The organism is Thermophilibacter immobilis (assembly GCF_015277515.1).
GTDB classification, from domain to species: Bacteria; Actinomycetota; Coriobacteriia; order Coriobacteriales; family Atopobiaceae; genus Thermophilibacter; species Thermophilibacter immobilis.
Genome location: NZ_CP063767.1, coordinates 222845 through 245958, shown reverse-complemented (window position 1 = coordinate 245958; position 23114 = coordinate 222845). Strand labels below are relative to the sequence as shown.

23 protein-coding genes are annotated in these 23114 nt (G+C 65.2%); 17 read left to right on the top strand and 6 right to left on the bottom strand.

Going from position 1 to position 23114, the window contains the following annotated elements; genetic code table 11:
* Nucleotides 1–95: 95 nt before the first annotated feature.
* The 6 genes from yihA to INP52_RS01115 all read left to right on the top strand — a co-directional run bounded on the left by yihA (nt 96) and on the right by INP52_RS01115 (nt 5252).
* The gene (gene yihA, locus INP52_RS01140; protein WP_194371661.1) at nt 96–683 is read left to right on the top strand and encodes a ribosome biogenesis GTP-binding protein YihA/YsxC; all 588 of its coding nucleotides are present in this window, start codon (nt 96–98) and stop codon (nt 681–683) included.
* Nucleotides 684–725: 42 nt separating this feature from the next.
* Nucleotides 726–1625, top strand: coding sequence for a class I SAM-dependent methyltransferase (locus INP52_RS01135; RefSeq protein WP_194371660.1), 900 nt, complete (start codon nt 726–728; stop codon nt 1623–1625).
* 42 nt (nt 1626–1667) lie between these two features.
* Entirely contained in the window at nt 1668–2342 is a 675-nt protein-coding gene (locus INP52_RS01130; RefSeq protein ID WP_194371659.1) for an NAD(P)H-dependent oxidoreductase, read from the top strand.
* Between the two features lie 113 nt (nt 2343–2455).
* Nucleotides 2456–2797 carry a rhodanese-like domain-containing protein gene (locus INP52_RS01125; protein ID WP_194371658.1) on the top strand — a complete coding sequence of 114 codons (342 nt, stop codon included), beginning with the start codon at nt 2456–2458 and terminating at the stop codon, nt 2795–2797.
* 2 nt (nt 2798–2799) lie between these two features.
* Complete coding sequence (locus INP52_RS01120; protein ID WP_194371657.1) at nt 2800–4506, top strand: FAD-dependent oxidoreductase; 1707 nt, start codon at nt 2800–2802, stop codon at nt 4504–4506.
* 74 nt (nt 4507–4580) lie between these two features.
* Nucleotides 4581–5252 (top strand): Crp/Fnr family transcriptional regulator, encoded by a 672-nt coding sequence (locus INP52_RS01115; RefSeq protein WP_194371655.1) that lies wholly within the window; start codon nt 4581–4583, stop codon nt 5250–5252.
* A gap of 9 nt (nt 5253–5261) precedes the next feature.
* Here the strand turns inward: INP52_RS01115 and INP52_RS01110 are convergent, their stop codons facing one another.
* Nucleotides 5262–5834 (bottom strand): manganese efflux pump MntP, encoded by a 573-nt coding sequence (locus INP52_RS01110; RefSeq protein ID WP_194371653.1) that lies wholly within the window; start codon nt 5832–5834, stop codon nt 5262–5264.
* A gap of 346 nt (nt 5835–6180) precedes the next feature.
* Between INP52_RS01110 and INP52_RS01105 the strand changes: the two genes are divergently transcribed.
* From INP52_RS01105 to INP52_RS01095, 3 genes are all read left to right on the top strand, one after another.
* Entirely contained in the window at nt 6181–7041 is an 861-nt protein-coding gene (locus INP52_RS01105) for a transporter substrate-binding domain-containing protein (protein WP_194371651.1), read from the top strand.
* 85 nt (nt 7042–7126) lie between these two features.
* Nucleotides 7127–7771, top strand: coding sequence for an amino acid ABC transporter permease (locus INP52_RS01100; protein WP_228478423.1), 645 nt, complete (start codon nt 7127–7129; stop codon nt 7769–7771).
* Nucleotides 7764–8531: an amino acid ABC transporter ATP-binding protein gene (locus INP52_RS01095; RefSeq protein ID WP_228478356.1), complete on the top strand. Its 768-nt coding sequence runs from the start codon at nt 7764–7766 to the stop codon at nt 8529–8531. The genes INP52_RS01100 and INP52_RS01095 overlap by 8 nt, the downstream gene beginning before the upstream one ends.
* 97 nt (nt 8532–8628) lie before the next feature.
* Here INP52_RS01095 and INP52_RS01090 read toward each other — a convergent pair whose 3' ends face one another.
* From INP52_RS01090 to INP52_RS01080, 3 genes are all read right to left on the bottom strand, one after another.
* The gene (locus tag INP52_RS01090; protein ID WP_194371647.1) at nt 8629–10389 is read right to left on the bottom strand and encodes a class I mannose-6-phosphate isomerase; all 1761 of its coding nucleotides are present in this window, start codon (nt 10387–10389) and stop codon (nt 8629–8631) included.
* 192 nt (nt 10390–10581) lie between these two features.
* Entirely contained in the window at nt 10582–14127 is a 3546-nt protein-coding gene (locus tag INP52_RS01085) for an FtsX-like permease family protein (RefSeq protein ID WP_194371645.1), read from the bottom strand.
* A 3-nt stretch (nt 14128–14130) separates the two neighbouring features.
* On the bottom strand, nt 14131–14832 hold the full coding sequence (locus INP52_RS01080) for an ABC transporter ATP-binding protein (RefSeq protein ID WP_194371643.1): 702 nt from the start codon (nt 14830–14832) through the stop codon (nt 14131–14133).
* A gap of 160 nt (nt 14833–14992) precedes the next feature.
* On the opposite strand from INP52_RS01080, the gene INP52_RS01075 reads away from it, so the two are divergent.
* From INP52_RS01075 to INP52_RS01050, 6 genes are all read left to right on the top strand, one after another.
* Nucleotides 14993–15538 carry a TetR/AcrR family transcriptional regulator gene (locus tag INP52_RS01075; RefSeq protein WP_194371641.1) on the top strand — a complete coding sequence of 182 codons (546 nt, stop codon included), beginning with the start codon at nt 14993–14995 and terminating at the stop codon, nt 15536–15538.
* 170 nt (nt 15539–15708) lie between these two features.
* Nucleotides 15709–16155, top strand: coding sequence for a Fur family transcriptional regulator (locus tag INP52_RS01070; RefSeq protein ID WP_194371639.1), 447 nt, complete (start codon nt 15709–15711; stop codon nt 16153–16155).
* Nucleotides 16148–17152, top strand: a complete 1005-nt coding sequence (locus tag INP52_RS01065; protein ID WP_194371637.1) for a metal ABC transporter substrate-binding protein — start codon at nt 16148–16150, stop codon at nt 17150–17152. Before INP52_RS01070 ends, INP52_RS01065 begins: the two co-directional genes overlap by 8 nt.
* 10 nt (nt 17153–17162) lie before the next feature.
* Entirely contained in the window at nt 17163–17834 is a 672-nt protein-coding gene (locus INP52_RS01060; protein WP_194371635.1) for a metal ABC transporter ATP-binding protein, read from the top strand.
* On the top strand, nt 17827–18681 hold the full coding sequence (locus INP52_RS01055) for a metal ABC transporter permease (RefSeq protein WP_194371633.1): 855 nt from the start codon (nt 17827–17829) through the stop codon (nt 18679–18681). The genes INP52_RS01060 and INP52_RS01055 overlap by 8 nt, the downstream gene beginning before the upstream one ends.
* Nucleotides 18682–18713: 32 nt before the next feature.
* On the top strand, nt 18714–19877 hold the full coding sequence (locus tag INP52_RS01050) for an Mbeg1-like protein (RefSeq protein WP_194371631.1): 1164 nt from the start codon (nt 18714–18716) through the stop codon (nt 19875–19877).
* Between the two features lie 189 nt (nt 19878–20066).
* Here the strand turns inward: INP52_RS01050 and INP52_RS01045 are convergent, their stop codons facing one another.
* Both INP52_RS01045 and INP52_RS01040 read right to left on the bottom strand, forming a co-directional pair.
* Nucleotides 20067–20912, bottom strand: a complete 846-nt coding sequence (locus tag INP52_RS01045) for a DegV family protein (RefSeq protein WP_194371629.1) — start codon at nt 20910–20912, stop codon at nt 20067–20069.
* Nucleotides 20913–20955: 43 nt separating this feature from the next.
* Nucleotides 20956–21405, bottom strand: a complete 450-nt coding sequence (locus INP52_RS01040) for a MarR family winged helix-turn-helix transcriptional regulator (RefSeq protein WP_194371627.1) — start codon at nt 21403–21405, stop codon at nt 20956–20958.
* A gap of 433 nt (nt 21406–21838) precedes the next feature.
* Here INP52_RS01040 and INP52_RS01035 point away from each other — a divergent pair, with 433 nt between their 5' ends.
* Together INP52_RS01035 and INP52_RS01030 are read left to right on the top strand one after the other, a co-directional pair.
* The gene (locus tag INP52_RS01035) at nt 21839–22411 is read left to right on the top strand and encodes a hypothetical protein (protein WP_194371625.1); all 573 of its coding nucleotides are present in this window, start codon (nt 21839–21841) and stop codon (nt 22409–22411) included.
* Nucleotides 22412–22467: 56 nt separating this feature from the next.
* Entirely contained in the window at nt 22468–23025 is a 558-nt protein-coding gene (locus INP52_RS01030; RefSeq protein WP_194371623.1) for a hypothetical protein, read from the top strand.
* The last annotated feature ends 89 nt before the right edge of the window (nt 23026–23114 follow it).

Genomic DNA, 23114 nt, shown 5'->3' with positions numbered 1-23114 from the left:
ATGGTACCCAAAGGCAGCATGCGACAGTGGACGGCTCTTTCCCGAGCAACGGGCTTGCAGGTACAATGACCCTGCAACCGACGCAGGGAGGGCCCATGGCCAGCATCAACTACCAGACGGCGCGCTTCGAGGCCTCCTATGGCACCGTGGCGCAGCTTCCCGAGCCCGCGACCCCCGAGGTCGCCGTGACCGGGCGCTCCAACGTGGGCAAGTCCTCTCTGCTCAACCGAGTCTTCTCGCGCAAGGACCTCGTCAAGGTCTCCAGCACGCCGGGCAAGACCGCCAACATCAACTTCTTTTCCGTCGACGGCATCCGCTTCGTAGACCTGCCCGGATACGGCTTCGCCAAGGTCTCCAAGGCCGAGAAGCGCCGGTGGGCCGACCTCATCTCCGGCTACTTCGACCAGGAGCGCAGCTTCAACCTGGTAATCGCCCTCGTGGACATCCGTCACGAGGCCCAGCAGCTCGACCTGGACATGATCGGCTTCCTGCAGCAGAGCGAGCTTCCCTTCGTGGTAGCGCTCACCAAGGCCGACAAGATCGGGCGCTCAAAGCAGAACCAGCAGGTCGCCACCCTGACTCGACAGCTCGGCGTCGAGCGCGAGCAGGTCGTGGTCACCTCCTCCGCCACCGGCGAGGGCATCGACGGGCTCCGGCGCCGCATCGCAGCCGCCTGTCTGTAGAACTCCGCACCAGGACCCAGAATCCTACAAGGGAGGAGACGCGTGAGTGGCCACACCACAGATGCCGTCCGCGACAACCTACAAAACTGGAACGATCGTGCTGAGACACATGCCCAGAGCACCTACGGTGACCTGAACGCTCTGGCCGATGACCCCCTGTACGTCTCATCTGTCGTCCGACGCGACCTGGGGGTGCTTGCTCCCCACCTGCCCATGAACTCCGTCGCCGGGCAACGTCTGCTGCATCTTCAGTGCCATATCGGCACAGACACCTTGAGCTGGTGGCGTCTGGGGGCGAGCGAGGTCCATGGCCTGGACTTCTCACCCCATGCACTTAATCACGCCCGCGCGCTGTCCGCGCGCGCCGGGGCGGACATCACCTACGTGCGGGGCGACGCACGCCATGCCGACGAGGTCCTGTCCGAGCATCTGGGATCGTTCGACGTCATTGTCACAAGCGCCGGCACCATCACTTGGCTCCCCGACCTCGAGGACTGGGGACGCTCCATCGCGCGGCTTCTGGCCCCAGGCGGAATCTTCATGATTCGCGACAATCACCCGCTCCTGTTCGCACTCGATAATAACGGACTCGAGGTTGTTACAGGCTATCTGAGCGGCACCGAGTCGTGCTACGAGACGGCTCAGACCTACATGACCGTGCCCCTTCCCGCGAACGGCAACCTCAAGGACGACACTCCCGCAGCACCCGTCATCACGCATACACGCAACCACAACTGGGCCCATGACTTCCAGGAAATCACCGGCGCGCTGCTCGGCGCCGGTCTCACGATCGAAGCGCTCGGCGAGCACGAGCAGACCGACTGGAAGGCGCTTCCCCAGCTCAAGTATCATGCAGACGAGGACGCCTGGAGCATGCCCGACGGACTCCCACGGATTCCGCTCACATTCTCGCTCGTGGCGAGAAGACCACAAGCAGAATAGGGTACGAAGGACTCCGAAGAGCACCCCGCGAAAGGAGCCCCCATGAACACTGCCGTTGAGCGTCAGAATGGCGCAACCCTTATCGACGCGCTCGAGCGGCGTTTCACCTGCAAGCGCTACGACCCGAACGGACACGTCTCCGACGAGGACTTTTCCACGATCCTCGAGGCCGGCCGGCTCTCCCCCAGCTCCTTTGGGTTCGAGCCGTGGAAGTTCCTCGTCATAGAGAGCGACGAGCTCCTGGGCAAGATCCTCGACTGCTGCTGGGGCGCCAAGAAGAACGCCGACCGCACCGTCGTCATTCTGGCCCGACGGGGCGTTGACGCGCAGAGCCCGTGGGCGCACCAGATCTCCGGGCACGTCCACGGCCTCTCCCCGGAAGACGAGCGGGCACGCCTCGCCACGTTCGAGGAATTCCAGAGAAGCGACCTCCACGTCCTCGAGAGCGACCGCGCCCTCTTCGACTGGGCCGGCAAGCAGACCTACATAGCCTTGGCCAACATGCTCACCGCGGCGGCGCTTCTGGGCGTGGACGCCACGCCCGTCGAGGGCTACGACGCCGATGCCCTCAACGAGCTGCTGGTCAAGGAGGGCGCCTTCGACCCCGGGGAATGGGGCGTCAGCGTACTCGCACAGTTTGGCGTCCACGACCCGAGCCATCGTGCGCACCCCAAGCTGCGCCGCCCGATCGAGGAGGTCGTCGAGCACGTGCGGTAGCCGCGCCGGCTCGGCGGCACCGCTGCCGCCCCCTCGCCCTGGTGACTAAGTCACTGAACCGCCACGCCGCCCGTGCTAGCCTTGCCAAAACAGACATCCAACAGGAGGGCACCATGGGCTTTTTTGGTTCGATCTTTGGCGGTGGCGCGGGCGCGCGAGACATCAACACCTGTCTGGCGGAGGCACGCGACGTTCGCGGCGCGGTCGTTCTGGACGTGCGCGAGAAGGACGAGTTCACAAGCGGACACGTCGCGGGGGCAATCAACGTTCCCGTGGGTTCCATCTCGGGCGCCAAGCGCATGGTCCCCCGCACCGACACGCCCGTCTACGTCTACTGCCTCTCCGGGGCGCGCGCGAGCAATGCGGTGAGCTCCCTTGCCCGGATGGGGTACACCAACGTCGTCAATGCCGGCGGCATCAACCGCTGGCGCGGCGACATCGTGAGGGGGGCATAGCCATGAGCGAGAAGAAGATCGTCATCATCGGAGGCGTCGCGGGAGGCGCCACCGCAGCGGCGCGCCTACGCAGACTGGATGAGCGGGCCCACATCGTCATCCTCGAGCGCAGCGGATACGTCTCCTACGCCAACTGCGGCCTGCCCTACTACGTGGGTGGCACCATCACCGACCGCTCCAAGCTCACGCTTCAGACCCCCGAGAGCTTCCGGGCGCGCTTCAACATAGACGTGCATGTCCACCAGGAGGCCGTCTCCATCGACCGCGCCCAGCAGGTCGTGCACGTACGCAATCTCGAGGACAAGAGCACCTACGACGAGCCGTACGACGAGCTCATACTCTCCCCTGGCGCACGTGCCGTCGTACCTCCGCTGCCGGGCGTGGACTCCGAGCGCCTCTTCACGCTGAGGACCGTCGAGGACACCTTTGCCATTCATGACTTCATCGAGCGCGCGCAGGCTAAGCGCGCCACCGTGGTGGGTGCCGGCTTCATCGGCCTCGAGATGACCGAGAACCTGTGCGAGCGCGGAATCGACGTTACGCTCGTGCAGCGAGACCCCCAGGCCATGCTCCCAATCGACGCGGACATGGCGCCCTTCGTCCATAACGAGCTGCGTCGCAATGGCGTTGAGCTGCATCTCAACGCAACTGTGACCGGATTTGTGGAGAAGGACGACGCCCTTGTCACCCAACTCGCCGACGGCCAGAAGTTCGCTGCCGACCTCGTCATCCTAGCTATCGGCGTTACCCCGGACAGCACGCTCGCAAAGGATGCCGGCCTGGAGCTCGGGCTGCGCGGCTCCATCCGCGTGGACGAGCACCTAAGGACGAGCGATTCGCACATCTTTGCCGTGGGCGACGCCATCGAGGTGCGCCACGTGGTAACGGGCCGGCCGGCCCTTATCGCACTCGCCGGTCCCGCCAACAAGCAGGGGCGCATCGCGGCCGACAACATCTGCGGACGAAAGACCACGTTCACCGGCTCGCAGGGCTCCTCGGTGCTCAAGCTCTTCGACCTCACGATCACCTCGACCGGCCTCAACGCACGTCAGGCCGCCCAGGTCGGCATCGACTTCGACGCCGTGGTCCTCTCGCCGGCGAGCCACGCGACCTACTATCCCGGCGCCGGCTCGATGACCCTGAAGGTGCTGTTCGAGCGCTCCGGAGAACGACGCGGACGCATCATCGGCGCGCAGATTGTGGGGACCGACGGTGCCGACAAGCGTATCGACGTGCTCGCCACGGCCATTCGCGCCCAGATGGGCGCGAGCGACCTCACCGAGCTCGACCTCGCCTACGCGCCCCCCTACTCCTCGGCGAAGGACCCGGTCAACATGGCTGGCTACCTCATCGAGAACATCCTCGATGGCCTGGTCAAGCAGGTGAGCTGGGGCGAGGCGACTAACCTGCCAGAGGATGCCGTGCTCGTGGACGTACGCACGCCGGGCGAGGTCGCTCGCGGCGGCATCGAGGGATCGCTGCGAATCCCCTTGGACGAGCTGCGCGACCGCACGGGCGAGCTCCCGCGCGACAAGACCCTCTACGTGCACTGCCAGAGCGGACTGCGCAGCTACGTCGCCTGCCGCATGCTCTCGCAGCTGGGCTTCTCGTGCGCCAACGTCGCCGGCGGCTATGGTTTCTACGCGGCCAGCGCGCTTGACCGGGCCCTTGCCGGCAACGCCGCAGGTCCTTGTGGGATGGTTTCGTAAGGCCGACGGCTCCAGTCGGCGAGGCGCTACAATCGGGACATGAACGCTACTACTTTTGTCCCGAATGGAGCCTCGTGACCACCGATCCTTCTGCGCTCCTCGCTCGTCTTCTTCCTGTCTGGAAGGAGCTGGCAGACGAGGAGCGCGCTGCGTGCGCCCGCCACACGAACGTCCGGCGGTTCCGCACGAGCGAGCATATCCAGGGAAGAGACGCAGGCTGCGCGGGTGTGCTGCTCGTGGCGGAGGGGAGCCTGAGGGCCTACATGCTCTCTGAGTCCGGGCGCGAGATCACGCTCTTTCGCGTGGAGACCGGCGAGTGCTGCGTGCTCGCCGCCTCGTGCATCCTGCCCATGATTGGCTTTGACATCGCACTCGACGCCGCCTCGGACTGCAAGTTGCTTGTTATGGACCCCGGCTTCTTCTCTGACCTCATCGAGAAGAACGTGCACGTCGAGGCCTTCGCGTACCGTCAGACGGCGCTACGCTTCAGCGACTGCATGTGGGTCATGCAACAGGTGCTGTTCTCGAGCTTCGACGCGCGACTCGCCGCGTTTCTCCTCGACGAGCTGGCCCGTACGGGAGAGACGCACCTTGTGGTGACGCACGACGAGATCGCGCGGCACCTGGGCAGCGCCCGCGAGGTGGTCTCGCGCATGCTCAAGTACTTCGAGCACGAGGGCCTCGTGGCGCTTTCGCGCGGTTCCGTCGACGTGCTCGATCGATCCGGGCTGCGCGCGCTTGTGTGAGGACGTCCCTTAACTCAGCATCCCCAGATGCTCCAGCAAGATCTTAATCCCAATCAAGATCAGCACGACGCCGCCCACCACGTTTGCGGGGCGCTCGAAGCGAGCCCCAAAGAAGTGGCCCACCGTCACACCTGCGAGCGAGAATACAAAGGTGGTGAGCCCAATCGTGACCACGGCAGGCACGATGTCCACCGCGAGCGCAGCAAACGAGATGCCCACCGCAAGCGCATCGATAGAGGTGGCAACCGAAAGCGCCAGAATCTCACGCAAGCTGACGTGGCTCGTATCAGCGCGCCCGCAGTCCGCCTCCTCGTGCGCTGCCTCCCAGATCATCTTGGCACCGATGCAGCCCAGAAGCCCAAAGGCAATCCAATGGTCAACGGGCGCTATCAGCCACAGGAACTGGCTGCCCAGAACCCAGCCAGCAAGCGGCATGATCATCTGGAACCCGCCAAAAAACAGCGCCATCACCGCAGTCGTCCGCAAGTCGATCGCCCGCATGCCGAGCCCCTTGCAGACGGACACGGCAAAGGCGTCCATCGAGACGCCTACGGCCACGAGCAGAAGCTCGACGAATCCCATAGCAAACCTCTCTCCTGCCGCCGCGACAGCACCCAATAAAAAGACTCGTGGCGACCCTGCCCTCACGGGGTCGCCACGAGTCTCGTTGATTACGATGCACCCAGGCTAAAAGCCAGCGTGTTGGATGCATCACATGCTTTCTCGCATGCCACTACTCCCTCGCGGGGCGAGCATCATAGCATAGGAGCGCACGTCCTGCCGCTCCGCCCACCGATATACCATTCCTGCGCCCGGATCTGAGGGTTTTCTAAAATCTCCTTGCACTCCATCATACTAAAGTGTATATTCTTTCTCACGCTTTATCTGAGTAAAGTACTGGGCACACGCACCGAGAAGGGAATCCTCCATGAAGAAGCGCCGCCTCGCCTCCGTCCTCGCCTGTCTTGTGGCCGCGGTCTTCGCCGTCGTCCTTATCGCCGGGTGCGGCGGATCCCCCTCCACCAGCAGCAGCGATGCCTCTGCCAGCTCCTCAACCTCCGACGACAAGAGCGCCGCTGCCACGGAGAAGCTCGTCGTGGGCTTCGACTCCTCCTACCCGCCCTACGGCTACGTGGGCGACGACGGTGCGTACACGGGCTTTGACCTCGAGCTCGCCCAGGAAGTCGCCAGCCGCAACGGCTGGGAGGTCCAGCTCGAGCCCATCGACTGGGACGCCAAGGACACCCTCATCGACTCCGGCGCCATCAACTGCCTCTGGAACGGCTTCACCGTCGAGGGCCGCGAGGGCAAGTACACCTTCTCCGAGCCGTACATGCTCAACGCCCAGGTCATCGTGACCCGCGCCGACTCCGGCATCTCCTCGTTCGACGACCTCGCCGGCAAGACCGTGATCACGCAGGTCGACTCGGCCGCCTACGACGTGCTCACCGGCGACCAGGCCAACCTCGCCGCCAGCTTTGCCAGCCTCGAGACCATCGGCGACTACAACACCGCCTTCATGCAGCTCGAGTCCGGAGCCGTGGATGCCGTGGCCTGCGACCTCTCCATCGCCTCCTATCAGATCTCCGCCAAGCCCGATGCCTACACCCAGCTCGACGAGCAGCTCTCGAGCGAGCACTACGCGGTGGGCTTCAAGACCGGCGACACCGCCACGGCGGACAAGGTCAGCGAGACCCTGAAGCAAATGGACGAGGACGGCTTTGTCCAGGCACTCTGCGAGAAGTACGCCGACCAAGGTATCTCCTATGAGAACTGGTGCCTCGAGTAGCCTTTTACCATCTATCCTTGTGGGGCAGGCGTCCGCGCGGGCGTCTGCCCCGTTTGCCGTCTGAGGGGAGCCGCGCGTGGACGTTATGACCATGGTCAGCATGCTGGGCGGGGGCTTCCTCGTGAGCCTGCAGATCTTCGCTTTCACGCTCGTGGGCTCGCTGCCGCTCGGCATGCTCGTCGCCTTCGCGCGGATGAGTCGCGTGAAGCCGCTGGCGCTTCTCGCCCGGCTCTACATCTCCCTCATGCGCGGCACCCCCCTCATGTTGCAGATGTTCGCCATCTACTTCGTGCCGTACTACGTCTTTGGCATCGACCTCTCCCCTGACAGCAAGTGGCAGGCCACGATCGTGGCGTTCATCGTCAACTACGCCGCCTACTTCGCCGAGATCTACCGTTCGGGCATACAGTCCATCCCGCGTGGCCAGTACGAGGCCGCCGAGGTCCTGGGCTACTCCGGCGCGCAGACGTTCATGCGCATCGTCTTGCCCCAGGTGGTCAAGCGCATCATGCCGGCCATGACCAACGAGATCATCACCCTGGTCAAGGACACGTCCCTGGCGTTCTCCATCGGCGTCATCGAGATGTTCACGGTGGCCAAGCAGCTCGTGGCCAGCCAGGTGAGCATGCTGCCGTTCATGATCGCCGCCCTGTTCTACTGGGTGTTCAACCTGCTCATCGAGCTGGCGGCCTCCCGCGTCGAGAGAAAGCTGAGCTACTACCATGACTAGCGCGTCCGCATCCGCACCCGTGGTCACGCTCGACCGCGCCCAGAAGAGCTTTGGCGGCGTGCCCGTCCTGCGCGACATCTCCCTCTCGGTGGCCTCAGGCGAGGTCGTGGCCATCATCGGCCCCTCCGGCGGCGGCAAGTCGACCCTCCTGCGCTGCCTCACCCTGCTCGAACGCCTCGACGCGGGGGATCTCTCCTACGGCGAGGTCGAGGTTTCCCGCAGCGGCTCCTACGCCGACAAGGCCACCCTCGCGCGGGCCCGCGAGCGCTTTGGCCTGGTGTTTCAGAACTACAACCTCTTCCCGCACTTCTCGGTGCTGCGCAATGTGATGGATGCCCCCGTGTGCGTGCAGAAGCGCGGCCGCGCCCAGGCCGAGGCCGACGCGCGGGCCCTCCTAGACAAGATGGGCCTCTCGGGCTGCGAGGAGAAGGTTCCCTGTCAGCTCTCCGGCGGCCAGCAGCAGCGGGCGAGCATCGCACGCGCCCTGGCCATGAATCCGCAGGTCATGTTCTTCGACGAGCCCACGAGCGCCCTGGACCCCGAGCTCACCGCCGAGGTCCTGCGCGTCATCAAGAACCTCGCCGCCGAGGACATGACCATGGTCATCGTGACGCACGAGATGAGCTTTGCGCGCGAGGTCGCCGACCGCGTCGTCTTCATGGACGGCGGCGTGATCGTGGAGGAGGGCCTCGCCACGCAGGTGATAGAGCACCCCCGAGAGGCGCGCACGCAGGCGTTTCTCGCCCAGCGCGAGGGGTAGGCGGTTGCCCCGTGCCCGCGTTTGTCTCAACCTTGCGGCGGCAAAAGATTCTAATCTCAATAATACTTATTTGGATTAGAATCTATTTTTCAATCTCCTAGAGGTTGCGCACGAACGCCTGGATGACCGCGACCTCCTTCGAGGGGTCCCCCGTGTTCCTGATGCGATAGGTCCCTACGCGCTCCGGGACGATGAAGGTCTCCCCATAGTGCACGGGCAGCGGCGAGAAGGATCCATCCGGGCCCTCCACGACGACCGACTCCCCCTCGACGAGGTTGAGCTCGTTCACGCTCTCGAACGTGGAGAGCGTCGCCGCGTCCCTGAACCAGTAGCGCCTGGTCTCGATAAACTCCTCATCGGCAAGGCCGGTCTTCTCCACGCGCACGCCGGGCTCCTGGGAGAGGTCCTCGTGCGGGGCGCCGACGCGGTCCGTGAGACGACCTTCGGCGCATGCGGTATCGCGCTCGACCAGGACGTTGCGCTCCCCGTGATCCAGGTGGACGGGGCGCGGAAGCCCGTCGAGGCCCACCCGGCCCCAGTCCCAGAGTTTGAAGGTGAAGATGTAGGGCGTGGCGCTGATCTCCAGGATGACGGTTCCAGCACCGCCCGCGTGCACGGTGCCGGCGGGAATATGCACGTGATCGTGCTTGGCGACCGGAATCTTGTTCATGTAGCGCTCGTCTGCGAACTGCTCCTTGCCGGAAGCGGCGCGCCTGAGGGAGGCGAACATCTCGTCCTTGTCGGTTCCCGTCTTGACGCCGAGGTAGACGCAGGAATCTGCAGTCGCATCCAGGATGTAGTAGCTCTCGTCCTGCGTGTAGGCCATGCCAAAGCGGTCCTGGATGTATGCGACGAGGGGGTGAACCTGCAGGCTCAGGTTCCCGCCACCCATGGTGTCCAGATAGTCGAAGCGGATGGGGTAGTCCGTCCCAAAGCGCGCATGGACCTTGGGGCCCATGAGCTCGACGGGATGCGAGAAGACCACGTCCTGCGCGGGGATCTCCACATCCACGCCGCCAAAGTCGAGAAGGACCGAGTTCTCCTCGGGCACCCCGTCGAACGCCCACCCGAAGTTGGAGGCGTCCGGGTCGAGCCCAAAGCGCTCCTGCATCCAGTGACCGCCCCATACGCTCGCGTCAAAGTACGGCACGAGGCGGAAGGGCTGGCTCGCGACCTGGCCCAGGGCCGCGCGATAGGCGTCCCCGCTCACCATGCGGGGGTCATCGGCGACGTTCACGTCAATGAGAAAGTCAATCGTGTCAAAGAGGGCGCTCTTCTGGCGGTCGGCCACGCGCCACTCAAAGAAGTAGCCGCGCTTGAACTTGCGCAGAGCGTCCTCGCCGGGGTTGTTCGCCTTCCAGTTCGCGACGCCCCGGCGATAACGGCACTGAACCTCCCAGCGCGTGAGGCTCGCGTAGACCACGAGGTCGGGCTCGCACAGGACGGTCGTCCCCATGCCATAGACCACAACGAGCCCTTGAGCTGCGGCGATCTTCTGACGGGCCTCCTCAATGCGGGGCTCCTCGAAGAACTGGTCGATTGTGTAGTGAGATATCACCCCGAAGACCCGGTCTTCGGTGATGCAGTCCTTGATGCGCTCCTGCACCCGCGCGACGCTCTGGGCGTAGTCGTCCGCGAAGAGCGTGAGCGAGGGGCCCAGGGGCTCGATCAGCTGGGCGAGAAGCTCCTCATGATCCGTCCCTGGGTAGCACTCGAGTGCGAGCACCACCCGATCGGAGCACGAGGACATGACCTCCTCCAAGGAGTGCGCGATCTTCTCGTGGATGGGCGCGTACCCGTGCAGCGCGGTCTCCTGGGTGTTCACGCGGACCTTGGGGCGTGTGACGTAGCTGCTCATCGTACTGCCTCCTTGACGTGGGGTTCATTCAACGCCTGCGGGTCATTGCTCGCCTGCTCTCATCTTAGCGAACGAGGCTGCAACGGCCACGCCCACACACGTGCTACATGACCGACCATACCCAAACGCGTGTTTGAGGTCCAAAATCGACCCGAAATAGGCGTTTGGGTATGGTCGGCAAAGGAGCCGCTCCTATTCCGCGCTCTTGAGGGCCCCCACCATGTCCACGCGGTCGAGCGAGCGGTTGGTGAGCGCGTTCACGATGAGCGTGAACGCGCAGGCGAATGCCGCCGAGATCACATAGGTCGCGGGATCGACCACCACGTCAAAGTAGAGCGAGGGCATGCGCAGGATCCACGTGAGGCTGCGCGCCAGCGCGTAGCCCAGGGGCAGGCCGCAGACCACGCCCATCCCCGTGAGGATCAGCGTCTCCTTGTTGATGTAGCGGTGCACCTCCGGACGTTTGAAGCCCAGGATCTTGATGGTGGCCAGCTCTCGCTCGCGCTCGGAGATGTTGGTGTTGGACAGCGTGAAGACCACGGTGAACGAGAGGGCCGCCGCCAGGACGATGATCACGTAGACCACCGTGTTGATGAGCGTGAAGGCGCTGGAGAAGTCGGACACGAGCTTCTGCGTGGAGACCACCGAGAGCATCCGTCCGTCCTGGGACAGCTGGTCGGCAAAGGCCACCTGCTCGTCAGGCGAGCCCGTGAGGCGTGCGAGCACGGCGTTGGGCTCGCAGGTCGCGTCAAAGGCGACCTCGTAGGCACTCTGCGTCATGAAGACGGTGTTGCCCAGGTAGTTGAGGGCGATGCCGTCCACCTGCGTGCTCGCCTCCACGAGCGTGGAGTCCTGGAGCTCAAGCTCGTCTCCCGCCGAGAAGCCCATGACCTGCTCGGCGTTCTTGGTGATGACGGCTCCCGTGCCCGCGCTCGGGTCGAGCTCGTCGCCCGTGTCGTCAACGAGCCGCACGTAGCCGTCGAGCGAGGAGCCGTCGGGCACCACGATGAGCTGGACGCTCTCGTGCGTGCCCCCGTAGCTCGCCGTCAGCTGGTCCACGTAGACGCGCTGCAGGTCCAGAACGGCATCGTCGGAGGAGAGGTCCGCCGCTACCGCGTCAAGGTCGTCGGGGGAGGTCACGGCCATGAGGTCGTAGCCGATCACGCCCCCGGAGCCGTACTGGCGCGCGGGTAGCGAGAGCACCGTATCGCGAATGCCAAAGCCGGTCACGAGCAGTGCCGTGCAGCCCGCGATGCCCAGGACTGTCATGAGGAAGCGCCGCTTGTACCTGAAGATGTTGCGCGCCGTGACCTTGCCCAGGAAGCTGAGCCGGCGCCAGACGGGACCGATGCGCTCGAGGAAGATGCGCGCGCCCTGCTTGGGGGCCTTGGGGCGCATGAGCGAGGCGGGCAACTCGCGCAGCTCGTGGGAGCACGTGAGCACGGTGGCGCCCACGATCCCGAGCGCGAAGACGGCAATCGACCCCAGCGCGTAGACGAAGTCGAAGCCATACAAGAATCCCGGAAGCGCGTACATGGTCGAGAAGATCGTGAAGATGATGGCCGGGAGCGCCACAAAGCCCAGGACATTGCCCACCAGACCGCCCGCGGCACAGGCCGCGAGGGCGTAGAGCACGTACTTGGACAGGATGCGGCCCCTGCTGTACCCAAGCGCCTTGTACAGGCCGATGAGCTCGCGCTCCTCCTCGACCATGCGCGTCATCGTGGTGAGGCTGATGAGCACGGCGACCACAAAGAACACGATGGGGATCACGGTGCCGATGGTCTCGATGGACGAGGCGTCCGAGTCCACGCTCGCATAGCTCGCGAGGCTCGAGCGGTCCTGGACGTACCAGACGGCGTCGGGGATGTCGCTCACCTGGTCGCGCGCGTCGGCGATCTGCGCGAGGGCGTCGTCGCGCTCGCCCTCGAAGGTAGCGCGCGAGGAGGCGAGCTCGTCTTGGCCCTCGGCGAGCGTGGAGGCGCTCGCGTCCAGTTGGTCCCAGCCGTCGGCGATCTGCGCGAGGGCGCTCGCACGCTCGGACGAGAGCTGGGTCGCACCGGCGTCGACTTCGGCGCGGGCGGCCGTGACCTGCGCCCGGCTTGCAACGAGCCGCTGGTAGCCGGCCTGGGCCTCAGAGAGCTGATGCTCGCCCGCCACGATCTGCGCCATGCCGGGAGCAAGGGCCTTGAGCTGCTCGAAGGCGCTTTGCATCTGGGTCCGCACGGAGGTGAGCCGCTCGACCATCTGATCCTGCGACATGCCCAGAATCCCCTGCAGGCTCGCACGCACTCCCTCGGGCACGTCGGCGAGAAGCCCGTCGAGGCGCTGTTTGACCGTGTCCGGGAGGTTGTCGTAGACGTTGCCCACCTGGTCCATGGCCTGTCCGAACTCCGGCGAGCTCACGTAGGTGATGAGTTCGTCGAGCGAGGTCGTAGCTGTATTGATGAAGGGGTCGAGCTTCGAGCTGAAGGCCGTCGCCGCAGCCTCGGCCTCCTCCTCACTGGTCACAGACGAGAGGCGCGCCCACTCGTCAGCCGGCCAGGCGTCGCCCATGAGCGACGAGAGCATCGTCGCGCTCGTCTCGGCGCTCGCCCTCCCCGCCACGAGCTGGTCATGCTGGGCGGCCAGCGCGGCGGGGATGCCGCCCACGTCGCAGCCGAGCCCGGAGGCCAGCTGCGTCAGGCCGGCGTCGACCTGGTCCTGCGCCGCGTTTATCTGCGCATAGCTCGCGTCGATCTGCGCCTGGGCGTCCGCAAGCTGCGCATGGGCGGACGCCTCCTGCGAGGAGAGCTCCGAGCGACCCTGATCGAGCTGGGCGCGTCCGCTGTCCAGCTGGGCCTGCGCGTCGTCTATCTGGTCCTCGGCATCAGAGAGCTGGGAGAGGGCGTCGGCCTCCTGCTCGTCAATCTCCTGGTTGGCATCGGCGCGCAGGCCCGCGCCCCGCGCGGCCTCGCGCTCTTCTCGGGCGTCCTCGATGCTCTGCTTCACGGGCTCCACGGCGTCCGTGTAGTCGTCCGAGTAGCACAGGGGGTCGCGTGCACCGTCAACGGTGAGGTAGGCCACGGTGTAGGCGTCTGCGGCATCTGAGGTCACGCAGGAGGGCAGGACGAAGAAGGAGTACTGCGCGCCTCCGCTCGAGCGAAACGACATCGAGCCCTCGCCCGCGTTGATGTCCATGGGGTCAAGCACCGTCGCGATGATCGTGTACTCCTTGCGCTCGAAGACCTCCGTGGAGCCGTCCTCGCCGTCACCGTCTCCATGAAAGGTGAGCGTATCGCCCAGGGAGAGCCCGGACTCGTCCAGGTAGCGCTGGGTGACCGCGATCTGGTCGTCGCGCGTGGGCAGGTGCCCCTCGAGCACCACCGGCGCGTTCATCCCCGTGGGAGAGAGCGCCTTGACATCGACCTTCTCGGAGCCCGAGCCCACGGTCGTGTAGACGCTCTCCGACCAGCCTCCCTCGACATTCTCGACTCCGTTGAGGGAGGCGAGAGCGGCCACGTCCTCGTCGGTGAGGCCAAGCGTGGACTGGACGCGCACGTCAAAGAGATTCTGGTCGTCAAAGAAGGTGTCGGCGGAGGTGCGCAGGTCGACGCAGGCGGCCTTGAGGCCGATGATCATCGTCACGCCCAGGGCCGTGATCGTGGCGAGCGCCACGAAGCGTTTGAGGCTGCCCCGGATCGTGCGCAGAACGCCTCGGTCAAAGGCCCGGTGGAAGCTGCCGCGAGGAGAGGCCATGCCCTACCACTCTATCTGGGAGATGGGCTGCGGGTCCGGGTTGACCTCCATGTCAATCACCTGGCCGCTCTTGAAGCGGATGAGGCGGTCGGCCATGTTCGCGAGCGCCGCGTTGTGCGTCACGACGACCACCGTGATGTGCTCCCTGCGGCAGGTGTCCTGCAGGAGCTGGAGGATCTGCTTGCCGGTCTGGTAGTCGAGGGCACCGGTGGGCTCGTCGCAGAGCAGGAGCTTGGGATTCTTGGCCAGAGCGCGCGCGATGGAGACGCGCTGCTGCTCGCCACCCGAGAGCTGCGCCGGGAAGTTATCCAGGCGCTCGCCCAGGCCCACCTTGCCCAGGGTCTCAGCCGCGTCGAACGAGTCGGGGCAGATCTGGGCCGCCAGCTCCACGTTCTCGAGCGCCGTGAGGTTGGGCACGAGGTTGTAGAACTGGAAGACAAAGCCCACGTCGGCGCGACGATAGAGCACCAGCTCGTCCTCGTTCGCATCGCTGATGTCTCGCTCGTCCACGACGACCTGCCCGGAGGTGGCCCCGTCCATGCCGCCCAGGATGTTGAGGGCCGTCGTCTTGCCCGCGCCCGAGGCGCCCAGAATGACCGCAAGCTCGCCCCGCTCCACCGCGAAGCTCGCGCCATCGAGGGCGTTTATCTGGGTGACTCCCGCACCGTAGCTGCGCACGACATCCGTGAACGCGATGTAGGGCATCTGGCCTCCGATTGCTCGACGCTCGGCCGTCTCATCACTCGACAGCGTGTTGTCTATCGTGGAAGTATACTGTCCGCAGAAGAGGGCGGGCATATCGCTTGACACCCGGACGGCAAGTGTCGCGCGGTTCTCCAAACGCTCACAAACCCGAGGAGGCACCATGCAGAAGCAACCGCGCATCACTGAGCAGACGCGTGCCAACCTGCGCGAGGCGTTTCTGGAGCTCTACGCCAAGCGTCCCCTCGAGAAGCTTTCCGTGCGCGAGATCACCGACCGCGCCGGCTACAACCGGGCCACCTTCTACCTCTACTACCATGACGTCTACGAGCTGCTCAAAGAGGCCGAGGACGATCTTCTGAAAAGCATCGAGCAGCTGGTCAACGAGCGTCTCCTCAAGGGGGAGCGCCTTGAGTTCTCGCAGCATATGGGCCTCATCCTCCAGATGACCCAGGACTCGCGCAAGAGCACGCGCGCCTTTTTGGGTCCCCATGGGGACCCCACCTTCACCCGCCGGTTCAAGGAGATCATCGCGCCGCTCGTAGACCGCTTCGTCATGCCCGCCGGACGCTTTGGCCCGCGAGAGTCCGCCGTCGTACGCGAGTTCTACCTCTCCGGGCTCGTGGCCGTCATTAGCGCGTGGATCGTCGACGAGGACCCCATGCCCATCGACCAGTTCATCCTCCTCATCCTGCGTACCGTGCTCTAGCACTTCTCCTCCTTCTGCTTTTAAATATGAAATTGACTTTTATTTTCTATTGACATCACCAGGACCGGGTGCATAATTAAAACTGGTTTTCATATTACAAAGTGGATTTCTGAATCGACGGAGGCGGTTCGCAGTCCTACGATACTTCCGAGAAGACTCCGGGAGGCTTTATGGGCAAGAGAGCAGAGTACAGCACCGAGCAGCGCAGGTTGGTCATGTCGCACATGAATGCGCACGCAGATCGCTACCAGACCATCGACGAGGTCTTCGATGGCCTGCACGGTTGCGGGGCTCGCATTGGGCGCACCACGGTCTATCGTGCGCTTGAGAAGCTGGTCGACGAAGGCCTCGTCTCCAAGGTGGCTGCCGCGCGGGGCGCCTCAGCGTCCTACCGGCGCATAGACACCGCGGCAGACGAGCCGCAGGGACAGCTTCTGTGCCTCGACTGCGGGCGGGCATTTCCGCTCGACTGCTCCATGCTCCAGGGCTTCGCCGACCACGTTCGGGAGCACCACGGCTTTGTGATCGACCAGAGCAGGACCGTGCTGTGTGGGATATGCGAGGACTGTCGCCATGCCGAGGATGGCGTCCCAGAAGGGAAAGACGGACATGACTAGGCATGCACTGACCACGTATCAGGCGAGCGACTCCGACGAGGGCTTCTGGAGGCGTCCGCTCTCGCGGAGGTCCCTCCTGTCTGCCGCGCTTGGCGTGACGGGAGCGGCGCTTCTCGCCGGCTGCTCCGTGCCCTCTTCCAACGAGGACTCGGCGACGCCCGCCGCCGCTGACGCGGACAGCAAGCTCTCCGTCGTGGCGAGCTTCTACGCGCCCTACGACTTTGCCACCAAGGTCGCCGGAGACCACGCCGACCTCACCAACCTCACACCCGCCGGCACCGAGCCCCACGACTGGGAGCCCGCACCCACCGACATGGTCACGATCCAGAACGCCGACTTGCTCGTCTACAACGGCGCGAACATGGAGCACTGGGTCGACGACCTGCTCGCCTCCCTGGGCGACAAGGCCCCCGCGACCGTCAAGGCCTCCGATGGCATCACGCTGCGCCAGGGCTCCGAGGAGGACAACGGCGACAGCACCGACCCGCACGTGTGGCTTGCGCCCAAGAACGCCAAGCACGAGCTCGCCAACATCCGCGACGCGCTCGTCAAGGTAGACCCCGACCACGCCGATGACTACAAGGCTAACTACGAGAAGCACGCCTCTGACCTCGACGAGCTCGACAAGGAGTACTCCGAGCGCCTCTCCCAGGTACCTCATAAGACCATCGTCGTGTCGCACGAGGCCTTTGGCTACCTCTGCGACGCCTACGGCCTCACGCAGATTCCCATCACCGGCATGGACGCCGAGGGGGAGCCAGACGCCCAGACGATGGCCTCCATCATCGAGCAGGTCAAGGACCAGGGCGTTAAGACGATCTTCTCGGAGGACCTCGTAAGTCCCAAGGTCGCCCAGGCCATCGCAGACGCGACCGGCGCGACCTGCGAGGTGCTCAACCCCCTTGAGGGCCTTGAGCAGGATGACATCGACGCGGGAGCGGACTACGTGAGCGTCATGCGCGACAACCTCGACAAGCTCGTCGCCGCGCTGAGCTAATCTATAACGCATGGCATCTCACGAATCAGCGCTGGCGTTCGAAAACGTCACCTTTGCCTTTCCCAACCGGCTCGCCCCCGTCCTCGAGGGGGCGAGCCTCGCCGTGGCCCCAGGCGAGCTGTGCGTGCTCATCGGCGAGAACGGAGCGGGCAAGTCGACCCTTGTGCGGCTGGCCTTTGGCGAGCTTGCGCCCGACAGCGGCTCGGTGCGCATCCTTGGCTCCGACGTGCGCGCGCTCCACGATTGGACCTGCGTGGGCTACGTCCCACAGGCGGGCGCGGGAGGGCTTGCCGGCTTTCCCGCCACGGTACGCGAGGTGGTGCGCGCGAGCGTGACCGGCTCTCACCGGGAGGCCCGGCAGCGCGCCGACGAGCTCATGGAGCGCCTGTCGCTCACGGGTCTCGAGCGCCACCTCATGGGAGAGCTCTCAGGAGGGCAGCTCCAACGCGTCATGCTCGCGCGGGCCCTGGCCAACCAGCCTGGGCTTCTTCTGCTTGACGAGCCCACGAGCGGCCTCGACGAGGATGGGGCCCGGGACTTTGCCCGCCTCCTGCCGTCGCTTTTGCACGACGACCGCACGGCCGCGCTCCTCGTGACACACGACCTCGCGCGCCTGGGCGTGCTCGTCAGGGGCGCCCACGTCGTTCGGCTCGAGAACGGAAGGGTCGAGGACCATGCCTGACCTACTTGCCTACGGCTTCATGCAGCGTGCCCTCATCGCGGGGGCCATCTTGGGGGCCGCGATTCCGCTCGTGGGGGTCATCGTCGTCATTCGCCGGCTCTCGATGATCGGCGACGCGCTGTCCCACGCCTCGCTCGCCGGCGTGGCGGCCGGTCTCATCGCCGGGGTGAACCCCGTGCTCGGAGCCACCGTCGCCTCGCTCGTGGCCGCCTCGTGCATCGAGGCCATCCGTCGGCGCTTCGCCGACCGCGCCGAGCTGTCCATTGCGATCGTGATGTCAGCTGGCGTGGGCCTCGCGGGCGTGCTCTCCGGTTTTGTCCCCAACGGGGCCACCTTCTCGAGCTTCCTCTTTGGCAGCATCGTGACCGTGAGCGACGCCGAGGTGCTTGCCGTCGTGATCATCGGCGCGGCCGTGATCGCGGGCTGTGTGGCGCTTCGTCGTCAGCTGCTGCTCGTGGCCCTCGACGAGCGAACGGCACGGCTCGCGGGGGTGCGCACCGGGGCCCTCTCGGCCCTCTTCACGCTGGCCTGCGCGCTGGTGGTCTCCATCGCGTCGCGGACCGTGGGCTCGCTCATCGTCTCGGCCCTCATGGTGGTGCCCGTGGCGGCGGCGCTGCAGGTGGCCCGCAGCTGGCGCGGCCTCACCGTCATCTCGTGCGCGATCGGCGTGGGCGCCAGCATTGCCGGCCTGGTCATCTCCTACTACGTGGGTACCAAGCCCGGCGGCACCATCGTCCTCGTAGCAATCGCGGCGCTCGCCGTCTGCGCCGTCGTGAGGGCATGCCTGCGCCTTTCCAGCCGACGCAACGGCGCGGGCTCAAAATCCATCCCATCCGCGAGCGCCTAGGTGCGCGACAACCCCAGTCCCCGGGAGGCTCTGTGGACCTCTTCTCCTATCTCGAGCGCGAACTCGCCACCTTTGACGAGAGGCCCCTGGGCCCCGTGGACTCCGCGGCGCTCTCCCAAATCTGCATGGTCGACGGCGTCGGCGTGATTCCCGGGGCGTCAGGACACTCCACAGATGCGCCCTCACAGAGTCGCGCAATTGGCCGTCTGACCGAGCGCTGGCGCGCCCGTCGCGTTCCGAGCGTCCGCTTCTGTGACCTCTTCCGCGCTGAGCTCTTCGAGGGGATGTTTCGCGGGCTCACGCCCGAGCGCGTAAAGCACGAGCTCGCAGCTCTCGTGGCCAGCCCGCGATTCCGTGACCTCAGGCTCTGCGACTACACCTCCGTCATGGACGGAGCCGCGCACGTGCAGTTCTCGGCCACGACGTTCGTCTGGCACGGGCGAAGGCGCGACTCCGACTTTGCCTACATGGCCTTTCGTGGCACAGACAACTCGCTCGTGGGGTGGCGCGAGAACTTCGACATGGCCGTGGAACCACCCGTCCCGGCCCAGCGCCTGGCCGTCGACTACCTCGAGGACGTGGCCCGCCATCTGCCCGCGCGGCTCTACGTGGGCGGTCACTCCAAAGGCGGAAATCTGGCCACCTATGCGGCACTTCGCTGCTCAGAGGGCATTCGCGCCCGCATCGAACGCGTCTTTGACCACGACGGTCCCGGCTTCAAGCCCGGGTTTGCCAGCGCCGGGGAATTCGAGCGCCTCGCGGGACGCATCCACCGAACCGTGCCCGAGGAGTCCGTCGTAGGCATGATCATGGAGACTCCCGCGCCCACGCTCGTTGTGCGCAGCACCGCGCGGGGCATCGACCAGCACAGCATCTTTACCTGGGAGGTCTCCGGAGACGACTTCGCCTACGCAGACGGACTCTCTGACGGCGCGCTTCTCACGCACGACGTGCTGGCCGAGTGGCTCGACTCGCTCACCGACGCGGAGGAGCCACGGGTTGTGGAGGCACTCTTTCGCGCGATCGATGCGTCGGGAGTCACGGACGCGCGTCAGGTCTTCTCGGGAGACGCCCGGCCGGTCGCCCTTGTGGTGGAGGCTGCGCGTACCATGAGCCACGAGACGCGCGACGTCCTGGTACCCGCCCTCTCGCGACTCGCCGCCATCACGGCCCGCCGCGCCCTCCAGCGCCGCTAGGGAGCTTCCAAAAGCACCAAGGGGACTTATCCATAGATTTCGCGAGACACCCTGAGCAGTAGGCCTCGATGCTCTTACAGAAGACGAGGTCAGAGGCTTGCCCAAAATCGGGCTACTCGACCTTCCCCGTCAAATCTATTGACAAGCCCCCTTTTGCTCTCCGGGGGGCCAAAAAAACCACCTCGCGGCCTACTCCTCGCGGAAAAACGCCAGCACGATGGCGCCCGGACCCGCGTGAGTGCCAATCGTGGCCCCCACGAGAATGATGGGCAGGTCCTCCTCGCGCACGCGACCCTCCCAGATGCTCCGGTTGTCCTCAAGATACGTGCGCAGCAGCTGGTCGGAGAGGCCCGAGTAACCCAGCATGACGGGCATAGTGAAGTCGATGGCGCTTCTCTCGACCTCCTGGTGCAGGAGGTTGCGGCCGTTCTTGGAGCCACGCGCCTTGCCCAGCATGACGACCTCGCCGTCCACGACACCTATGACCGGCTTGACGGACAGGAGCTCGCCGATCGCCCCCACGCTCTTGGGAATGCGTCCGCCACGCCGCAGGTACTCAAGGGTATCGAGGAGCGCGACCAAGCAGACGTGCGAACGCTCTTGCTCGAGCTGGGCGGCTATCTCAGCCGCACTCAGCCCCTCGTCGACCAGGGTGAGCGCTCGCTCCACGAGGATGCGCTCGCCCACGGTCGCGTTCAGGCTGTCGACCACCTGGGCGCCGGGAAAGTCGGCCGCCGCCGAGACGGCACTTCGATAGGTCCCCGAGAGCTTGGAAGACAGGGTCACGATCACGGCCTCGTCGCCGGCCGCGCGCACCTGCTCGAGCGCCTGCGAGAAGGCGTAGGGGGTAACCTGTCCCGTCGTGGGCAGCTCGTCTCTTTCAGCGAGAAGCTGGTAGAAACGCTCGTGCGTAAGGTCGACGCCGTCGGCGTACGTCGTGGTGCCAAACGCAATGGAGAGTGGCAGCACCGTGAGGTGCGGGCTCAGGGCCCCCGTGATGTCGGAACCGGAGTCGGTGATGATGTGAACGGGCATGGCCATCCTTCCTGCGCCGCGCGCAAGGCGCGACGACGCACGCCTAATCGCGTGCGATGCTTTCCAGCCGGTTGAGTATCTGATTAAGCGAGTCGTACATCTGCGTGCGCTGTGACTCTGAGAGAACCTCGCCCGTCTCCCTGAGCACGCCGTTCACGATATCGTCTATGGGGCGAGCGGCTTCGTGGCCCCGCTCGGTAAGCGTGACGGGGACACGATAGCGCGTGGCATCACTCTGCGAGGAGCCCATCTCGACGAGCCCCTCCGCCTCCAGACGCGCAACGGTGCGAGAGATGGCCGCGCGGCTCACATCCGCACGACGCGCCAGCTCGGCGCTCGTAAGTCCCTCGGGATGACGCGCGAGGTAGTGGAGGCACATGACATCCGCACCCTTAAAGCCCAGCTGTTCGGCCTCAGATGCCTTGATGCGCCGAATCTCTCGATGAAGCGCGTCGATAAGCCCCACGAAGTCCTCGAATCGCTCCTCTGCCACTTCTTCTCTTCCTCTCTCTTCTCATTGTTGACTGGTTAACAATATGGAGCGAAGGGGAGACTGTCAACGCGCTCCTCACAAACGGCACGGGACCGCCACTCACCACGAACCGCTTTGTTTCAGAACGAAAAACTGTGAATTGTCTCCTTGCGCGCATGCTGCGCGGCGACGTATAGTCACCGCAACGCAACGAGAAGCTCACCGAAGGGAGCGCCCACCATGACCCTCATCGTCCGCAGCACGAATCTGTCCATGAACTGGTGGTGGCGCAGCCTCTCCTCGATCGGTCGATCGTGAGTCTCTCGCGCCATACCTTTACGCGCACAGAGGGCTTCCGGTAGACCGGGGGCCCTTTTTTATTGCCTCGATCCAACGTTTTCGAACCCAAATCCGCACGAACCCGAATGTCCATCACACAGCCAAGGAGAATCCCATGTCCGCAGATACCGACAAGAACACCGCCCGCACCGTCGCGACCACCGACCACGGCAAGCTCGACGTCCAGGCGCTCGTCCTGCTCGCCGTCCTTCTCGCCGCCGGCTTCATCTTGAACTTCACCGTGGGCAACGCCGTCTCCACGATGACGGGTGGCTTCATCCAGCCCGAGTTCATCATCGCCGCCTTCTGCCTGATGATCCTCATCGTGCGCCCGAGCGTCGCCCAGGCGCTCGTCATCGGCCTGATCTCGGCCGCGGTCATCCAGCTGACCACCAAGTCACCGCTCATCGACTTTGCCGCTGAGGGGGTCGCGGCCATGCTCATGGCCGTCATCGTCAAGGTCGGGATGCGCGGCGGCGCCAAGCGGTTCGTGCCCGCCGTGGGCACGTTCGTCTCCACCGTGGTCTCCGGCACCATCTTCATGATCATCAAGATGGCCACGATGGGCTTCGCCCAGAACCTGACCGCCGTGATGCTGCCCGTCGTGGTTGCGACCGGCGCCTTCAACGGCATCCTCGTCGCAGCCCTCTACCTGCCCATCAGAAAGGCCCTCAAGCTCGCGGACTAGCCCGGTCGTCCCGAACCGCCCGCCCGTAGGATCGCCCCACCTTGAAAGGAACCCCCATGTCCGAGAAAGATCCCGCCGCCCGCACCGTCAGCGCCGAGGCCCAGTCCCACGGCCTTCTCGACATCACGTCGCTCGTGCTTCTTGCCATCCTCCTGGCCGCCGGCTTCATCCTCAACATAACCGTGGGCAACGCGCTCGCCATGACGGGCATCAAGCCCCAGTTCATCATCGCCGCCTACGCGCTCGCCATCCTCCTCACCAACGCGAGCTTTGCCCAGGCCGCCCTCTACGGGCTCATCTCCGCGGCGCTCATCCAGCTCAGCACCTCCATCCCCGGCCTTAACTTCCTGACCGAGGTCGCCGGCGCCCTCACCATGGCCGCCCTCATGCGCCTCGACCTCACCTTTGCCGGCAAGAGGTTCACGCCGCTCGTCGCCGCCTTCGTGGCCACGCTCGTCTCGGGGAGCCTGTTCGCCGCCGTGGGCACCGTCGCGATGGGTGCCGAGCTGGCCACCGCCGTGGTCAAGATCCCGGTCGTCCTGGGCACGGCCGCCTTCAACGCCGTGGTGGTCCAGGCCCTCTTCGTCCCGCTTGCCAAGGTGCTCAGGCACTAGGGGCACTACCATGTGAGACGCCGCCTTCGGGCGGCGTCCTTTTTGTGAGAACGTCCGCAGGCCATGCCCACAAGCAGGGAGCAACTCAG